At 59.1% G+C, this 17,561-nt stretch carries 16 protein-coding genes and 1 pseudogene; 10 read left to right on the top strand and 7 right to left on the bottom strand.

Translation table 11 applies throughout. The features are described from left to right. Nucleotides 1–990: a hypothetical protein gene (locus BCY88_RS37195; protein ID WP_259461640.1), complete on the top strand. Its 990-nt coding sequence runs from the start codon at nt 1–3 to the stop codon at nt 988–990. Nucleotides 991–1,067: 77 nt separating this feature from the next. Here BCY88_RS37195 and BCY88_RS37200 read toward each other — a convergent pair whose 3' ends face one another. Further along, nucleotides 1,068–1,499, bottom strand: coding sequence for an NUDIX hydrolase (locus BCY88_RS37200; protein ID WP_120349067.1), 432 nt, complete (start codon nt 1,497–1,499; stop codon nt 1,068–1,070). Nucleotides 1,500–1,815: 316 nt separating this feature from the next. On the opposite strand from BCY88_RS37200, the gene BCY88_RS37205 reads away from it, so the two are divergent. From BCY88_RS37205 to xylB, 7 genes are all read left to right on the top strand, one after another. Next, on the top strand, nt 1,816–3,036 hold the full coding sequence (locus BCY88_RS37205) for an ABC transporter substrate-binding protein (protein ID WP_259461641.1): 1,221 nt from the start codon (nt 1,816–1,818) through the stop codon (nt 3,034–3,036). 107 nt (nt 3,037–3,143) lie between these two features. Continuing rightward, nucleotides 3,144–4,022, top strand: coding sequence for a carbohydrate ABC transporter permease (locus BCY88_RS37210; RefSeq protein ID WP_120349068.1), 879 nt, complete (start codon nt 3,144–3,146; stop codon nt 4,020–4,022). Then, nucleotides 4,010–4,822 (top strand): carbohydrate ABC transporter permease, encoded by an 813-nt coding sequence (locus BCY88_RS37215; RefSeq protein WP_120349069.1) that lies wholly within the window; start codon nt 4,010–4,012, stop codon nt 4,820–4,822. Before BCY88_RS37210 ends, BCY88_RS37215 begins: the two co-directional genes overlap by 13 nt. 10 nt (nt 4,823–4,832) lie before the next feature. Beyond that, entirely contained in the window at nt 4,833–5,867 is a 1,035-nt protein-coding gene (locus BCY88_RS37220) for an NAD(P)-dependent alcohol dehydrogenase (RefSeq protein WP_120349070.1), read from the top strand. 3 nt (nt 5,868–5,870) lie between these two features. Next, entirely contained in the window at nt 5,871–7,046 is a 1,176-nt protein-coding gene (locus BCY88_RS37225) for an ABC transporter ATP-binding protein (protein ID WP_120349071.1), read from the top strand. 44 nt (nt 7,047–7,090) lie between these two features. Continuing rightward, on the top strand, nt 7,091–7,969 hold the full coding sequence (locus BCY88_RS37230; protein WP_120349072.1) for an AraC family transcriptional regulator: 879 nt from the start codon (nt 7,091–7,093) through the stop codon (nt 7,967–7,969). Nucleotides 7,970–8,018: 49 nt separating this feature from the next. After that, on the top strand, nt 8,019–9,479 hold the full coding sequence (gene xylB / locus BCY88_RS37235; RefSeq protein WP_120349073.1) for a xylulokinase: 1,461 nt from the start codon (nt 8,019–8,021) through the stop codon (nt 9,477–9,479). Between the two features lie 194 nt (nt 9,480–9,673). On the opposite strand, the pseudogene BCY88_RS40860 reads toward xylB, so the two are convergent. Continuing rightward, nucleotides 9,674–9,805: pseudogene (locus tag BCY88_RS40860) on the bottom strand (IS481 family transposase); the annotation flags it as partial. 35 nt (nt 9,806–9,840) lie between these two features. Here BCY88_RS40860 and ligD point away from each other — a divergent pair. Together ligD and BCY88_RS37245 are read left to right on the top strand one after the other, a co-directional pair. After that, entirely contained in the window at nt 9,841–9,948 is a 108-nt protein-coding gene (ligD, locus tag BCY88_RS40845) for a non-homologous end-joining DNA ligase LigD (RefSeq protein ID WP_404935764.1), read from the top strand. Between the two features lie 566 nt (nt 9,949–10,514). Next, nucleotides 10,515–12,080 carry a S53 family peptidase gene (locus BCY88_RS37245; protein ID WP_120349074.1) on the top strand — a complete coding sequence of 522 codons (1,566 nt, stop codon included), beginning with the start codon at nt 10,515–10,517 and terminating at the stop codon, nt 12,078–12,080. A 269-nt stretch (nt 12,081–12,349) separates the two neighbouring features. On the opposite strand, the gene BCY88_RS37250 is transcribed toward BCY88_RS37245, so the two are convergent. The 5 genes from BCY88_RS37250 to BCY88_RS37270 all read right to left on the bottom strand — a co-directional run bounded on the left by BCY88_RS37250 (nt 12,350) and on the right by BCY88_RS37270 (nt 17,536). Then, complete coding sequence (locus tag BCY88_RS37250; RefSeq protein WP_120349075.1) at nt 12,350–12,994, bottom strand: ankyrin repeat domain-containing protein; 645 nt, start codon at nt 12,992–12,994, stop codon at nt 12,350–12,352. A gap of 291 nt (nt 12,995–13,285) precedes the next feature. After that, the gene (locus BCY88_RS37255; protein ID WP_120349076.1) at nt 13,286–13,606 is read right to left on the bottom strand and encodes a hypothetical protein; all 321 of its coding nucleotides are present in this window, start codon (nt 13,604–13,606) and stop codon (nt 13,286–13,288) included. 354 nt (nt 13,607–13,960) lie between these two features. Then, the gene (locus tag BCY88_RS37260) at nt 13,961–15,379 is read right to left on the bottom strand and encodes an esterase/lipase family protein (protein ID WP_120349077.1); all 1,419 of its coding nucleotides are present in this window, start codon (nt 15,377–15,379) and stop codon (nt 13,961–13,963) included. Nucleotides 15,380–15,723: 344 nt separating this feature from the next. Further along, nucleotides 15,724–16,350 (bottom strand): HEAT repeat domain-containing protein, encoded by a 627-nt coding sequence (locus tag BCY88_RS37265; protein WP_120349078.1) that lies wholly within the window; start codon nt 16,348–16,350, stop codon nt 15,724–15,726. A 274-nt stretch (nt 16,351–16,624) separates the two neighbouring features. Continuing rightward, a complete protein-coding gene (locus tag BCY88_RS37270) occupies nt 16,625–17,536 on the bottom strand; it encodes an alpha/beta hydrolase (protein ID WP_120349079.1) in 912 nt (303 codons plus the stop codon). Nucleotides 17,537–17,561: the final 25 nt, after the last annotated feature.

Here is a 17,561-nt window from a genome sequence, read left to right on the forward strand (position 1 = left end):
ATGACAATCTGTTTGCGTGTCCTGCTGCTGTTGCTGCTGACGTTCGCAGCACGCTCCGCGTTCGCCGCCGACGCGGCGGATCAGACGCTTCTTCAATATGGCCAGCAGTGCGCCGATGAAGTCGGAGAGATTCCCGCCTTCAACTGCAACGCCGGCACCACGGTGCCGATTACGGTGAACAACCACGTGCCCGGGCGTTACTTCGCGAACATGACCTGCGACCGTCCCGCGTTGCTGCCCTATGAATCGCCCACTTCCGGCCCCTGCACGCCGTACTCGAAGATCCTCAACCTGTCGCACGGCACGACGGAGATCTCCGCGTTCTGCCGCCGCAAGATGATTCGCGCAGACCGAAGCCCTCTCTACGACGAAGTCGACATCGTGCTGCACAACACAGCTAACGGCAAAACATGCTGGTTCCATGCGGAGCATCCGGGCAGTGCCGCAGGGTTCAACGCCTCGCGCGTACCGCCGCCCAACGAAACGACACCGCCGCCGGGTCATGTTTCCGCAGAGGCATTCTGGTGGCCGCCCGCCGCGACCGCAACGAAAAAGTGCGTGTCGTGCCACGATGCCAGCCCGGTGATGTACAGCCCGTGGCTCGGTCAGGTCTGGGATAAGGTGCCAACCGATCCGTGGGGCAGATACGTCAATATCGGCGACGCCTTCGCCTCGTGGACGTCGCTTGCGATCAGCACGCCCGGCAACACCTGCATCGGCTGCCACCGCATCGGCAACCAGCATAGCTGCGACATTTACGTTCCGCTCGCGGCGGGCATGCTGCCGCCGCCGAAGGGCAGCGACAAGCTCGCTAGCAGCTATCCGCTGAACCACTGGATGCCGGTCGACAACAACCGAAGCCAGGCAGAGTGGGACGCCGCGAGCGTTGATTCGGTCAGGAATCTGCTGACCTGTTGCTCCGAGCAGGGGAAGAACGATCCGAAATGCCACTTCACACCCAATGCGCAAGGCGGTGCAAAAGGCGGCTGAAGGGGAAGGCTGGCAAACAAACGTGAAAAACGGACGTGAGAAGCGGACGTGAGAAGCGGACGTGAGAAGCGAAACACCTATACCTTGAAATCCGTAAGCATGACGCCCTCCCGAATACGCGCGAGGGCGTCAACCACATAGTCGACGGCGGGAACGGGCGGATTGTTCGGATCTGCCCAGACAAAACCGGAGCATTTTTGTGGCTCCATGTTCTTCAGCACACCTTCCCATGACCGGCATGACAGAAAAAAGCTAATGCGGTTCTGATCCGAATCGCGACGCATGACGAGCCTGAAGTCCAGCGCCCCAGGCGCGATCGTCACGCCGGCCTCTTCCTTCGACTCGCGAATCGCACACTCCACTATCGATTCACCCGGCTCAAGATGACCCGCGACCAGCGCGTACTGGCCGTCCCGGAATCCGGTGTTGGCTCGCTGGATGAAAAGACACTCGCCCTTCTCGTTCAGGAACAGCACATTCACGTCAACAACGCTTTGCAGTCGGGTCATTTTTTAGGCACCTTGGATAACCTCGTCACAGAAACTTCGCGGCGCTTCCACCAAAACCGCCATCTTACGGGGCCGCCCGCCCACTGACACATTTTGTGCACCGCACCCAAAGCGCGAGCAAAAAGTATCAGCCGTTTCCGCCTTTTGCAGTGGCTGGCCATTGGCCGCGCCCACTACAGTTCTCCTCACCGTACGCTTGCTGTGCTCCCAATCGCAGCGCCGTATGGCGATGCCAAAGAACATTCCAAAAGCGGAGACGAGCGTGAAACCAGTTCAATTATTGACAGCTTGCGCATTCCTGAGCGCAAGTTTTCCGATGCTAGCGACGGCACAGACCTGCAACGTTCCCGTGCTCAAGGTGCTGGCCCAGAAGAGCCTCGGCCTGACGGTCATGGAGAAGTCGCTGCCCGACTATGAAAAGCGCAGCGGCACCAAAATTGAAATCAACTACTTTGGCGAAAACGACCGTCGTTCGAAATCACGGCTCGACGCGTCGACAGGTGCAGGTTCCTATCAGATCTATTACGTCGATGAGGCGAACGTCGCCGAGTTTGCATCGGCGGGCTGGGTCGTTCCGCTGCTGAAGTACTACCCGAAAGACGCCGACTACGACGACTTCCTGCCGGGCCGCCGCGCCGTGGCGAGCTACAAGGGTGTCGCCTATTTCGCCCCGCTGATCGGCGGAGGCGACTTCCTGTTCTACCGGCGCGACCTTCTCGAGAAAGCGCATCTCCCGGTGCCGAAAACACTCGATGAGCTCGTTGCAGACATCAAGAAGCTCAATGCCCCGCCCAACATGTACGGCTGGGTTGCACGCGGGCAACGTGGTTCGGGCATGAACGTGTGGCGCTGGGCGCCGTTCATGCTGGCCGAGGGCGGCACCTGGACCGACAAGAACCAGGCGCCGGATTTCAATTCGCCGGCCGCGGTGAAGGCCACGCTGCTGTATCGGGACCTCTTCAAATACGCGCCGCCGGGCGCGGCGACGTACGACTGGAGCAATGCGCTCGAAGCGTTCCGTTCCGGCAAGGTCGCCTTCATGATCGAATCGACGCCGTTCGCCGACTGGATGGAGGATCCGAGCAAGTCCAGTGTGGCCGACAAGGTGGGATACGTCAGGCCGCCGGCACCGTTGCCCTCGGCTGCCTACGGTCATGGTCTCGCGATTTCCTCTGTCGGCGCCAAGGACGAATGCACGCGTCAGGCGGCAGGAAAGTTCATTGCTTGGGCCACCGGCAAAGATCAGGAACAGGCCCGCCTGCGCGACAACGTCTTTAGCGACTACAACCGCTCGAGCACGATCAAGAGCGATTACTTCCAGAAGCACGTGAAGCCGCAGATTCTCGCCGGCCTGAACGACACCAATCCGGTTACGAAGGTGACGATCTGGTCGAGCCCGCAGTGGCCGGACATCGGCGACAACCTCGGTATCGCGCTGGAGGAAGTGTTCACGGGTACGCAGCCGGACGTTCAGGCGACCTTGAACGACGCCGTTCAATACGCTCAGGATGCGATGGAACACGGCGGCAAGAAGTAGCGTGGGCGCCCCTTGCCGCGCGACATGCGCGCCAGGGGGCAATGCAGATCCGGTCGTGGTCTCACGGGAACACCCGCTTCACGAACGCCACGCTGTTGGAGAAATCAATGTTCAATCGGGGCAAAACCAGCCTTCCGTTCGTATTTCTAGGGCCGCCTCTTGCCATGATGGCGCTCCTGGGTCTCGTGCCTACCATCGCGGCAATCAACCTCGCGTTGAAGAATCGCGTGCTGCGCTACCCGGACAGCGAGTACGTCTGGCTGCGCAATTTTTCCCGGCTGTTCTCGGATAGACGGTTCCTCAATTCCATCGAGGTGTCGGCCATCTGGGAATTTGTCACGGTGGTCGGCGCAGTCGTGGTCGGCGTTCTGATCGCGATCTATCTGTTCGAGCAGATTCATGGCCGGATGCGTAGTGTCATTTCGCTCCTGCTGATCGTGCCCGTGCTTCTACCGCGCGTGTCGGCGGCCTTCATCTGGAAGTTCATGTATTCGCCGCTCACCGGCATTCTGAGCTGGTTTCTCGGGCTGCTGGGAATCGACAACACGGCGTTTCTATCCGATCCGCACCTGGCGCTGTATGCGGTGGCGCTCGTCGACATCTGGCAGTGGGGGCTGTTCTTTGCGGTCGTCGTATTGAAACTGCTTGAAACGTTGCCGCCCGAACCGCTCGAAGCCGCCCGGCTCGACTATGCACGCACCTGGCAGGTCTACGCGTATATCGCGCTGCCCATGCTCAAGGTGCCGATCATGAGTCTCGTGTTCATCAAGATGGTCGAATCGCTGCGCTCGTTCGATCTGGTCTATGTCATGACCAAAGGCGGCCCTGGAATCACGACTGAAACCCTCGACATGTACGCCTATTCGCAAGGTATCGGGTTGTCCGGCAAGGTTTCCTATGCGTCGAGTATGGCAGTACTGATGATGGTTGCGACCACGCTGATTTTCACTTTCATCTGGAAGCGGGTGAACAAATGGGAAGATTGATTTCGCGTAGCGCCGCATGGTCGTTCGGCGCGGCGCTCGCCATCCTGGCTGTGTTTCCGATCTTCTGGGCGTTTCTCAATTCGCTGAAAAACCTGCTCGATATCGTTACGCCAACGCCGCGCTTCATTTTTACGCCGACCCTCGACAACTACCGGCAGGTCGTGTCGAGCCCCGAGGTTCTCATTGGACTCGCCAACAGCCTTTCTATCGTCGGTTGTGCCGTCTTGCTGGGCGCGTTGCTTGGTGTACCCGCGGCTTATGTGATCGCGCGCTATCACGTGCCTGGCAAGCGCGACATCCAGTTCTTTCTATTGTCGCTGCGGTTCCTGCCGCCGGTCGCGGTTGCCATCCCCCTGATTGCGATATGGGTCGATCTTGGCTTGTACGACACGAAGCTCTCGATGGTGGTGACTTATCTGCTGGTCACGTTGTCGACCATTACCTGGTTGTCCATTCCGGTATTCCAGCGTCTGCCGCGCGAAGTCGAAGAAGCCGCCACGCTGGATGGTTACGGCCCGTACGGCGTGTTCTGGCGGATTGCCTTGCCGATCAGCGCCACCACGCTGATGGGCGGCATCGTGTTCAGCTTCGTGCTGGTCTGGAATGAACTGATGATTGCACTCGCCTTGACGTCGTCGAGAAGCGCGACGCTGCCCGTTGTTGCCTCCGCATTCACTTCGCTCGGGCAGGAGGTGCCGTGGGGCGTGATCAATGCGTCCACCGTCCTGCTCGCGCTTCCTCCGATCATTTTCGTCGGCGTTCTGAGCCGGCTGTTGAATTCAATGCTCAAAGGCAAGTAAGGAGATCGTTTTGAAAGCCCTCGTACTCGAAGAAGCGCGCCAGCTCGCGCTGCGCGATATCGACCTGCCGCTAGAAGTCGGTCCTCGCGACGTCAAGATCAAGATTCACACGGTTGGCGTTTGCGGTAGCGACATCCATTACTACACGCACGGACGCATTGGGCCGTTCAAGGTCGATGCACCGATGGTGCTGGGTCACGAAGCGTCTGGCACGGTGGTCGAAACGGGCAGCGAAGTCACGCACCTGCATGTGGGCGACCGCGTTTGCATGGAGCCCGGCATTCCACAATTCGACTCACCGGCAACCATGCGCGGCCTGTACAACCTGGATCCCGCGGTGCGTTTCTGGGCAACACCGCCCATTCACGGTTGCCTGACGCCGTATGTCGTGCATCCGGCGGCGTTCACCTTCCGGCTTCCTGACAATGTGTCCTTCGCGGAGGGCGCGATCGTCGAGCCGCTATCCATCGGACTGCAGGCCGCCAAGAAGGCCGCGATGAAACCGGGAGATGTAGCGGTCGTGATCGGCGCTGGTACGATCGGCGCGATGACCGCCCTGGCCGCGCTGGCGGGCGGCGCGTCGCGCGTCATTCTGGCCGACATGGTCAAGGAAAAGCTGGCGCTCTTTGCCGGCAATCCGGCAGTGACAACCGTGGATGTGCGCGAGCAACGGCTCACGGACGTCGTTCGTGAAGTCACCACGGGCTGGGGCGCCGACGTCGTATTCGAAGCGAGCGGCAGCGCGAAGGTCTACGACGACCTGTTCGATCTGCTCTGCCCGGGCGGCTGCGCGGTCCTCGTCGGCATGCCGGTCGACCGCGTGCCGCTCGACGTCGTCGCCATGCAGGCGAAGGAAGCGCGCCTCGAGTCGGTGTTCCGCTACGCGAATGTGTTCCCGCGCGCACTGGCGCTGATCAGCTCAGGCATGATCGACGTAAAGCCGTTCATCTCGCGCAAGTTCGCATTCGCCGACGGCCTCAAAGCGTTCGAAGAGGCCGCAGCCGGACGCCCGAACGATGTCAAAATCCAGATCGAGATGGACTGAGCCATGGCCAAAATCGTCTGCAGAGGTCTCACGAAACGTTACGACGGCGGCCCGCCCGTGCTGCACCCGCTCGATATGGAAATCACCAACGGCGAGTTCGTGGTGTTGCTCGGACCATCCGGATGTGGCAAGTCCACCATGCTTCGCATGATCGCGGGTCTCGAAGGTATTAGCGGCGGGGACCTTGCGATCGGTGACACCATCGTGAACGACTTGCCGGCACGCGAGCGCAACGTCGCGATGGTGTTCCAGAACTACGCCCTGTATCCGCACATGACGGTGTATGACAATGTCGCGTTCGGCTTGCGTCGATTGAAGGTACCGGCTGCGGAGATCGATCGCCGCGTGCGGGAAGTCGCTGCGATGCTGAACCTCGACGCGCTGCTCGATCGCAAACCGCGCGCCATGTCCGGCGGACAGCAGCAGCGCGCGGCGATCGCCCGCGCAATGATCAAGACACCTGAAGTGTTTCTCTTCGACGAACCGCTATCCAACCTCGATGCGAAACTGCGGGCCCAGTTACGAGGCGATATCAAGCGGCTACATCTGCGCCTGAAGACCACGACCGTGTACGTGACGCATGACCAGCTCGAGGCCATGACGCTCGCCGATCGCGTGATCCTGATGCGAGGCGGACGGATTGAACAGGCCGGCACGCCATCTGATCTCTACCATTTCCCGCATACGCTGTTCGCCGCGGGGTTCATCGGCACACCTGCCATGAATTTCCTGTCCGCGACGGTCGAGCGAGCAGGTGAAGCGTGTTTCGTCCAGGTGCAGGACCAGCGCTGGGCGCTTGCCGGGCCGCGTTTCGCAGCGCTGCAGGCCGGCCAGGCGGTGAAGCTGGCGATCCGGCCGAACTATCTGAAGGTGGCCTCCGCCGACGACGAAGTCGGCTCGCTAAGGCTTCGCGGCAAGGTGGAGCTGATCGAACTGCTGGGCGCGGAGGCGCTCGTCACGTTCGAATTCGCCGGTGAACGCCTGGCCGCGCTGGTGCCGGCGAACAATCTGCCCGAACTGGATAGCGTGGTAACGTTTCAGTTCAAGGTCGCCGATCTGCACGTTTTCGATGCCCAGACCGAGCAAAACGTGTCATTGCCCGTTCCTCAAAGGACCCGGGCAGCGCTCGCCAGTCCGCCGCATCAGGACACGGATGTACAGGGAGCGGCTTTGCATTAACACAAGAAGACGCGGCGGCGAGACGGCCGGGAAGGAGAATCGGTATGAATCCAGATCTGGAGTTAGTGCACACGCGACGGGACGAGTCGTTCCGTGCCTGGGTGCACGACTATCCGCATACGGTAGCGAAGTGGCACTTTCATCCGGAGTACGAGATTCACGTCATCCGGGCGTCGACCGGCAAGTTCTTTGTCGGCGATTTCATCGGCGACTTCGCGCCAGGCAACCTGGTGATCACCGGACCGAATTTGCCGCACAACTGGATCAGCGAAGTCGGCGAACGCGACACCGTGCCGTCACGCGACGTGGTTCTGCAGTTTTCGCGTGACGCGGTCGAACGCATGGCGGCCGCGTTTACCGAGTTGCATTCGATTGTCGGCCTCGTCGACGATGCGGGGCGCGGCATCCAGTTTCCGGACGCGGTGGGTCTGGCCATTGCGCCCATGATGCTGGAGCTTGCTGTTTCACACGGTTGCCGCCGCGTCGAACTGTTGATGGCGATCTTCGACAGGTTGTCGTCGTGCACGGAGCGCACCCTGCTGGCGGGACCCGCATACGACGTCAACGCGCATCGCTACATGCAGTCCACGATCAATCAGGTGCTCTCGTACATTCAGCAGAACCTCCCGGGCACGTTGCGCGAAGCGGATGTCGCCGAGCTTGCCGGCATGAGCGTGAGCACGTTCACACGCTTTTTCCGACGGCACACCGGGTGCACGTTTGTGCAGTACCAGAACAGGCTGAGGATCAACGAAGCGTGTGAACTGCTGATGTGTTCGACGCTTAGCGTGACGGAGATCTGCTACCGCATCGGTTTTAACAATCTGTCGAACTTCAATCGTCAATTCCTTTCAACGAAGGCGATGCCGCCGTCGAAGTTTCGCGCGCTGCATCAGCTTAACGAACACATGATCGCGGCTTGATGTTTTGCTTCGGCAAGACCAGCCGGCCGCAAGAACCAGGACGACACTCTTGACCTTCCTTGGAATCGACCTTGGGACCTCCGAGGTAAAAGCGCTACTCACAGACGACGAATCGCACACACTCGCCACCGGCAGTGCACGGCTTGAAGTCGAGAAAATTCACCCGCACTGGTCCGAACAGAGCCCACAGGCGTGGTGGCACGCCACACTGGATGCCATCGCGCAGGTGCGGACGTCCAATCCCGCCGGTTTTTCGGCGCTACGCGGTATTGGCCTATCCGGGCAGATGCATGGCGCGACCCTGCTTGACCGCACCGGTCAGGTGTTACGCCCCGCGATCCTGTGGAACGACACCCGGGCGTTTGCCGAATGTGTCGAGCTTGAAGCGCTGGTTCCAGAGTCGCGCTCGATTACCGGCAACCTCGCGATGCCGGGATTCACCGCGCCGAAACTGCTCTGGCTGTCCAAATACGAACCGGCCGTGTTCCGCGCCGCGCACAAGGTCCTGTTGCCGAAGGACTACGTGGCGTGGCGGCTCACTGGCGAGTTCGTCTCCGACATGTCCGATGCGTCGGGCACGCTGTGGCTCGACGTCGCGAAACGCGACTGGTCGGACAGGATGCTCTCCGCGACCGGCCTCTCGCGTGAGCACATGCCGAGGCTGGTGGAAGGCAGCGAGGCGGCGGCACAGTTGAACGATACTTTACGGCGCGAATGGGGCATTGCAGGTCCGGTGCTGCTGTGTGGCGGCGCGGGAGACAACGCGGCTAGTGCGATCGGCATGGGCGTTGCCGAGGCCGGTAGCGCGTTCCTGTCATTGGGTACGTCGGGCGTGCTGTTTGCCGGGACGGACCGGTTTGCGCCGAATCCCGCACAGGCGGTGCACGCTTTCTGCCATTGCTTGCCGGATCGGTGGCATCAGATGAGCGTCATTCTGTCGGCGGCGTCGAGTCTCGCGTGGTTGTCCGAGGTGCTCAAGACGGATGTCGGCGAGCTCGCGCGTCTGGCTGAGAATGCCGATGCGCAGGACGCGCCACTGTTTCTGCCGTATCTGAGCGGTGAGCGTACGCCACACAATGACGCGAATGCCAAGGGGGTGTTCTGGGGGCTAACCGGCGCTCACGGTGAGGCGGAGCTTGCGTACAGTGTGATGGAAGGTGTGGCTTTCGCGATGGCCGACGGTTACGCGGCGCTACAGGATGCCGGCACGACGCTGGACACGGCTTCTTTCATTGGCGGTGGCTCGCGTAGCCGGTTCTGGGCGAAGCTTTGTGCAACCGCGACGGGGGTTGCAATGCGCCGTCATGATGGTGGGGACGTCGGCGCGGCTTTGGGCGCTGCACGGCTGGCACGGTTGGCTGTGACGGGGGAGAACGTTACGGAGGTGTGTGCGGCTCCGGCAACGATTGAGGTATGCGAGCCGGATGCGGGGCAGCGGGCTTTGATGGAGGATCGGCTCGCGCGGTACCGCAGGATATATGGGGCGCTTAAGGACGAGTTTTCCAGATGAATGGCGGCTGTTTGCCATCATTCTGGCAAGGAGTTCAGTTGCGCCGGTGAGGATTTAATTCCAGCAGCTGGCGCGCTAACTGACTGCCGATCACCCGGCCACATTTGGCGCAAACTCCATTGTCGGTTTCTTTACCTGTATTAGCCCGGATCGGACCTGACAGGTAGTCGGGGAAGCGAAGCCAAAGACGTTAATCAGTAAGGGATCGGTTTCTCTCTGGCGACTTCGAGTGAATCGAGGAAGGTACGCCCAGGCGTCTTGCCATAGCACCATCGCCCCTGATGTTTGCGCTCATTGCTGTACTGATCAAGCCATGCGTCCAGATCCCGCATTGCCTCGGAACGCGATGCGAGAGGAGTCGATGCCGGTCAAGGTGGTGCTCGACGATCTGGGCCTCCAATCATTTCCCAAGACACGTGGCGGAAAATACATACACATTGTCGTACCACTCTCGCGAAAACGAGGGTGAAAGAACGCGCGCTATTGCGCCTCTTATTGTCTTGTAGTTAGACGCGCCCGCACTATACTTCCTTCGACTACGACGATCTCCAGTTGATAAGAGAAAAATCCGGCGAGATACCAAAGCTTCCGCAAAGTCGAAATATAGGGTCCCGCAGATCGGATGATCTGCCTCCTTGATGCGGCACGATCGATAATTAAGCATTTGATTTACTCCAGAGTGACTTCCTGTATTTCATACGCAGTACTATTTTTTAATAACCACCGCGGCAGTCGATAACAGCGTCTGGGTAACTAACGCTCACGATCCCGTTCAAATGGTTCAGATTCCTGACCTCTTCGACGGTTTGCGTGCTTACCGACAATCCCTCGGGGAAACACCGTACCGCGCATGCGCACTCATCAAATGCGAATCGAGATGCGAAGCTCGCACTCGCAACAGAGAACGGTGGAATGGAGGACTGTACGACCGCTTTCAAATCCGGTTCGTTATGCGTTGCTGCCGAAAGCCAATAGGCTTAGGCCGGCCTATCGAACCTCCGTAGGGTGGAACTATCGACCATTAGGGGTACCGCCATGACAGGAATCTCATTGAAAGGAAGCGAAAGAAAGGCTTTTCGCGGAGCGCGATCCGTAGGTAAGGCAGATCCCACAGAGCGACTCATAGTCACCGTTATCGTGAAGGGTATAGCGGATGACAAGCTGAAGGAGACCGCGGACAAAGCTGGACTTACTCCACGTAGCCACCTCAGCCGGGCAAACTTCGCGACCCAGTTCGGCGCGCGTGCCGACGCTGTCGCCGCCGTTAAGAATTTTGCGGCCACACACGGTCTAGGAGTTGTCGATGAACACCATGGGAGTAAAAGAATAAGACTCTCTGGGACGGTCGCGCAATTCAATGATGCCTTTGGCGTAGACCTGCAAACATACGAATATGCAGGGGGAAAATATAGAGGGCGCGAGGGGGCGGTTCATCTGCCCGCCGAGCTGGAAGATTCGGTTGTTGCCGTACTAGGCCTCGATAACCGGCCGCAAGCCCAGCCGCACATCCGCAGGCGTAATACGTCGCCCGCAGCAGCAGGCCACGCGGCGCCTGCAGATGAACCGCAGGACTTTACGCCCAACCAGGTGGCCACGATGTATGGTTTCCCGGCAGGAACTGGCCTTGGCCAGTGCATAGCACTGATCGAACTTGGGGGCGGATACGCAACCGCGGATCTCGGCACTTACTTTGGCGAGCTAGGCATTGCGACTCCGAACGTGTCCGTGGCAATGGGTGAGAATACGCCTACGGGGAACCCAAGCGACAACAACGACGGCGAGGTCAATCTCGACATCGACGTCGCTGGCGCAATAGCACCGCAAGCCAACATAGTGCTTTATTTTGCGCAGAACTCCGACGATGCGTTTCTCAATGCTGTGACAACCGCGATCCACGACACGACAAACAACCCGTCGGTGATTTCAATCAGTTGGGGTGGCGCTGAGTCGACCTGGACCAGTCAATCCATGACGGCATTTGATCAGGCATTCCAGGCCGCCGCGACAATGGGCATCACAGTGTGCGTTGCTACTGGGGACAACGGTTCAACGGACGGCCAGAGTGACGACGCAGATCATGCTGATTTTCCAGCGTCCAGCCCATACGCGCTCGCGTGTGGGGGCACGAGCATCGCTGTCTCCGGCGGCCAGATAGAGAGCGAGACGGTGTGGAACAACCTTGCTAGCAACGACGGTGCTACTGGCGGCGGCGTCAGCAGTTTCTTTCCAATCCCTTCCTGGCAATCCGGACTGCAGGTTACGGAGACGGGCGGCGCTTCAAGCCCATTAACTATGCGCGGGATTCCCGATGTTTCTGGAGACGCGGATCCCGATACGGGATACGCCACCCGGGTTGACGGACAGGACCAGGTAGCCGGGGGGACCAGCGCGGTCGCACCGTTATGGGCCGCCCTGATCGCGCGAGTCAACGCGAACAACGGTTCTTCGGCGGGCTACATAAACCCGCGGCTTTACGCGAGTGCCGGCAGCCTGAAGGACATCATTTCCGGGAATAACGGTACGTACTACGCAGCACCTGGGTGGGACGCCTGCACAGGATTAGGAAGTCCTAATGGCCCAGGCATTCAGGGAGTTGTCTAGCGTATGGGTGAGAACACGCCGGGGGGTCCTCTGTATCGCCGTTGTTTAGCGTGCCCGCCGCTCTGGCCAGCAGCGGCGCCGTGCGCGAACATGTGCCGGTTCAACCAGACCCCCTCGGTATTCGCCGGCATTGGAGATGTTATCGAACGACGGAAAGCGACCAGTCACTGCCTGACGACGATCGGCAGTACACGCCCCTGAACGGACCGCGGCAAGTCCCCGAAACAACCCATCGCCAGAATGGTGCTGGAGGAACACGAGCATACGTTTTAGGTACGGCGACGTAACTTGCGCTGCTGCAGCGACACCAATCGTTCGATAATTTCTTCGGGCAGTTTGCGTTCCCGAGCGATTGCTACGGTGTCGCGACCTACCGAGTCTGGAATCGACGGGTCCGCTCCGGCGTCGATCAAGAGGGCTAACGTGGCGAGCCGCTGGAGCCTCGCCGCATAGAAAATGGGTGTCTCGCCATGCGCCCTGAGATTCAGTTCAGGCTTGGACTTCAGCAGTGCGCGACATACGCCCACGTCGTCGCGCCATACTGCTGCCCAAAGCGAATAGCTGGCGTTGGCGCCACGCCGCAAAAGAAACTCGATCAAAGGAAAATTTTCTCCACGGGCGACCGCATACCATAGCGGCGTGGCCCGAAAATCCCCTTCGTCCTCATCCATTGGCACGGCCTGTTCGAGGTCCGCACCCGCTTCGAGCAAAGTCGTGATGGTCTTGATGCCGTTCGGCTCGACCAGTTGTGGACTACTACCAGGCTTGACTGCGCATGCCCGATGCAGAGCGGTGTGCCCCTGCGGGTCGTTTGCCGCGACAAGTTCAGGGGCCGCAGCCAATAGTGCAGCGACTGTCGGCCAATCCCACATGCGGGATGCGGAAATTAGTGCTGTTCTCGACGGCTTACCCATTTCGTCTCCTTACTTGATCGCGAGCGCTCCGATTCGAGCAGCGCTAATTGTCACAAAGTTTAGACTGTTAGATTGTCGTCAATCTGGGGGCAGTCCAATGGCCGGTTTTGGCCGGAACCGGCCTGATGATGATCTAGCGAAGTGGGTCTTCGTGATTCCGTCGGCGGAAGGCTGGAGTCGACCCGGAACCGACTTTCGCTGTTCCCGGTAGCGGTCACTCGTGTGAGGAGCTTAAGCTACCCGGCACACCAACATTCTAGAGACCACCAGAGACACGGCTGACCTTCGAAATTAAAGGCTCTTGCGTGCAAAATAATCCGACATCGTCAGCAAATAAGCTCTTAACTGTTCTGGATCGCCGGAGAAGTCTTGGATCAAACTGAACGTCCCGTGCTTGCTAACCGCATAGGCCCATTTGATGCCTAAATGAGCGTTGTCGTCTAGGGCGATTGCCGGGTTGGTAAAGAAGAACCAGCAGTGTTTCGCCTCCAAATAGTGCGTATGCAGAGCATCGAGACATTCGTTGTCAACTGCGTCTCCCAAGTGAAGCAACGCTTGCTCCCTCGCAATTCCACGAGCTTGCTCCAAGCCGATTTCTTCTTTGGTCACCATGATTTCGTTTTATCAGCACACGGGTAGGCTTTTATTTAACACTCTCGATCGTAGACGATCTTGCTACTGCGGTCGAACGTCTCTTCATGGCCGGTCACTGCCCCATGTAAACGGCATGGACCGGCCGATCCTTCGCTGCCGCAGTCGGCCCTTCCCGACCCACAACGGACCTTCCCCTGGCCCGATAGCGGTCGCTGGATTTACACGTCGCTGGCGAAGGTAACACGCACGGACGGCAGTAATCCGAGCTGTGCCATGCAATTCAAGACGTCTGAAATAGAAGGAGTGACGTCTCGGAACTCACAATTCAGCGCACCCGTGATCTCTTCGTAGCGCAACGCTACCAACGTGCGCTCAGTGTCGGTCGATTAGGCTTTCCAGCCATTGAGCGACATTGAGTACCGCCTGAGGATGCGAGTGTGTCGAATGAACCATAGTGCCATCACTTTGCGGCGCAAACTTCAACATCGAGTGGTCGCCCTCCGGCGTCTCCGACGACGAAACGAAAATGTCAGGACAGAAGATCAGGCGCCAGTCCCCATAGGCCATCGCTTTCGCAACGGCCAGCCAGAATGAGAAGGCGGCAATCGGTACGGCCGCGGCCACCAGCACCATCGGTTCATCGTTTGGCGGCCGGACCGTCTGCAGCAGATGGGCTGCGGCAATCGATACCAGACCAACCAGATCGACAGCCATCCACGGCCCCGCCGGACCCCGGATCACATAAGCGATGGCGCAGATGAAGAACAGGTAGCTCATTGCATACGGCCAGTGAAATTTACCCTTTGCGGCATGCGCGGTGGCCTTCAGCTGCGACAGCACGCCAAAACAGACCTCATGCAGAAAACTCGCGAACCGCAACCCAGAGTCAGCTTCATCTCCGATCGCGTGGTAGATCTGAACATCTCGAAAGTTCACGGACTCGTGTGCGGGGTTCATTTCGTTTGCGTTCGAGCGGCGGCAATAGGCCGACAGCCCAAGGTCAACGAACAAGGTGGGAATTGCCGCCGCAAGAACTCCGTAGGGCCAGTACAGGCCGAGTGGCACCAGAACCGCCGCGACGGGAATCTGGATGGCGAGGACAAAGCCAATGCTGTTCAATAAAATCAAGCCTCCCGCTGTGCGCGTAATCTTCCGTCGGTATATGAACGGCGGGGAAAGTAGACAGACGCCGTGAACTTTGGATGCGGTGTCGGGATATAAGTGCGACATTTCTCGGACGATATTGCCCCCGTGACTATGCGCCACGATGTAGTGCTTGCGGCCAGGCGAAGCACATAGCTTTTCGGCCAACGCCCGAGCAGCTTCACTGCGTGCCTTCGGGGTATTTGCTCCACTCCATGAAAATCGCGCAAGCTTCACCTTCTGCCTGATCTCCTCGATCGCCTTCCGCATATTGGAACCGGGAAGCGTCCATGCCGCGTTGGGCTCAAACGTGCCGTGCACGAGGTGAACAGTGACTTCGGAGGTGTCCGCGGGCTCACCGCCGTCCAACTCGTCGACCTGCCGCGATTTCATGATCGATCGCCATGCGGAATGAATACCGCGCGCGATCCGAAACAATGCGTAAATGATGAGGGTGACGGTGATGAGAATGGCTACCGGAACCGTGAGCAGGCCGATAGCAACGGTCTTGACAGCATAATCCAGCGCCCCGACACGATGTCTGCCGACAAAATATAGAAAGGAAGCGCAGAAGAACACCCCGAGGGCAAACATAACGCCAGCGCCCAGCACAATCATCCCATCCAATACAGTATGCGGCCACAGCACGACATTCTCCTCGTCATAGGTTCAACACGGCCCGATGATCCGAAGCCGCAAGTCTGTTATCAACGGCACGAACCGGGAGAACTTGAGCGCAGACGGAAGGCAGTGGCATTGTGATGATCCACGCAAAGAGCGCACTTATTGTCAACAATCCGGGCCGCCACCTCCAACGGCCGCTCATGGCCGGAACCGGTCCGATGTCGATCTAACGAAGTGGGCCTTCGCGGTCCCGTCCGCGGAAAACTGGAGTCGACCCGTAAGGGTCAGGCGCATTGTCCCAAAGCGGACGTTGAATCCACCCGTATAGAAAGCAATGCGTTGGGTGGATAAAGACTCATCGTCGTCCCCTACGACTGGCTGGCCTCACGTGCCTCAATAGCCTGTATAGCCGCTTGAGCTGACGCCTTCACGTCGCGCTTTCGAGACTTTAGGTTTTGCGCAAGAGCGGGCAGAGCTTTGCGCGTACCAATTTGGTAAAGAGTGGCGTGGCAGTATGTTGCGTCATAGGGATCCGAGGTGGTCGCGAGAATCTCCAGCAACCTATCTTCAGCCTCGGCATTCTGGCAAAGCTTAAGAGACAGTATTGCGGAATACCTCACGCGCCATCGTTTATCCTTGAGAAGAGAAAACAGCGGCCTTACATCGACGCTCTCTGGCTTCGGAATATCGGCTAGCAGTTCAAGGATCCCTGCCAGTGCATGCTTGTCGCTCTCCCTGGATGAATATCCAATCAGGCGTGACGCACACTCCTCGCTGAGGCAGTTCGTTCCGATCTTACCGATTATGAAGTAAGCCGCTGAACGCTGTTCCCTTTCAGGCTTCTGATCCAGGTACGCATCGAGTTCGTCAACTAACGTCTTGTCGGCAAGCAGTTCCGCTTCGCGATGCGCCTGCCACGAGATTGAATTGTCCGAGTTGGCTAGCTTCTCACGCGCCGTCATCCGTTGGATCAGATCAACGAGATCCTGCCGCATTACCACACCTCACGAAAACATATTCTTGAATGTAACGGGTCGGTCGACTGAGCGAACGGTGGCCGACTCGGCAGTTCAAATTGTCAGCGATCGAGGAGGTGTTGTCGACGGTTCGGTTTTGGCCGGACTCTGCCTAATGATGAAAGATCCAGTTCGCCGCCTTCTCCGCCGTTCGCTAACCGACCGTCCCTTCGCCGCTTCCGAGCGGTAAAGCAGTCGTTCGCTCTCTGGCGTCAGTCAGGTGCAATTCCAGAACGGTTAGCAAGCAACCACGCTAAAGCCGTTCGGCCAAAAAATTTTCGAGGTAAGCCAACACCTCGTTCGGGGCATCCTCAGGCAGCAGATGTCCACCAGGCAGTCCGCCACCCGCCACATTTTCAGCCCATCTCGACCACGTATCGATGGGCGAAACATTTCTCGCCTTTTGCTCTGTTTCACTCCATAGCACCAGCATCGGACAGGCGAGCTTTCGGCCCGCTGCAAAATCGCTCGCGTCCTGTTCCAGATCCTCTGACGTAGCGGCGCGATAGTCTTCGCAAATCGCGTGACGCACGTCCGGGTTTCGGAATGCGGTTCGATAGGCTTCTAGCGCCAATGGATCGATCCGCTCGATTCCTCCCGCCATCTTCGCGAGCGCAGCATCAATGTAGGCGTCTGGATCGGCCGCCAGCATCCGCTCGGGAAGGTCCGAGGGTTGCGCCAGAAAAAACCAGTGCCAGGCATTCAGCGCAAAAGTCTTGTCGATACGCGCGAAAGCATCGAGCGTGGGCACAACGGTCAGCGATGCATAGGCAGTGACACGCTGAGGATGATCCAGAGCAAGCCGGTATCCAGCGCGAGCGCCTCGATCATGTCCGACTACGGCGAACTGCTCGTGCCCAAGCCGATCCATCAACGCGACGAGTGCGCTAGCCACGCGCCGTTTGGTCCATCGCGGCTGATCGTTACGTGTCCGGCTGCCACCGTATCCCGGCAGGTCCGGCACGACGGTGGTGTACGACTTGGTGAGCATCGGCGCAATCAGTCGCCACGCGACGTGGGTCTGCGGATAGCCGTGTAGCAGCAGAACCGGTGGTCCCGCTCCGCCGATGACGCCCTGAAACGAAACATCGTCGGTTTCGATGTCGAGCCTGGCGAAACCAGGAAAAAAATCCGCCGCCGCAGTGCGTTCGACTTCGGGTTCCATGGTTACCTCCCTGTGGAACAGCACT

Source organism: Paraburkholderia fungorum (genome assembly GCF_003610895.1).
Lineage (GTDB): Bacteria > Pseudomonadota > Gammaproteobacteria > Burkholderiales > Burkholderiaceae > Paraburkholderia > Paraburkholderia fungorum_B.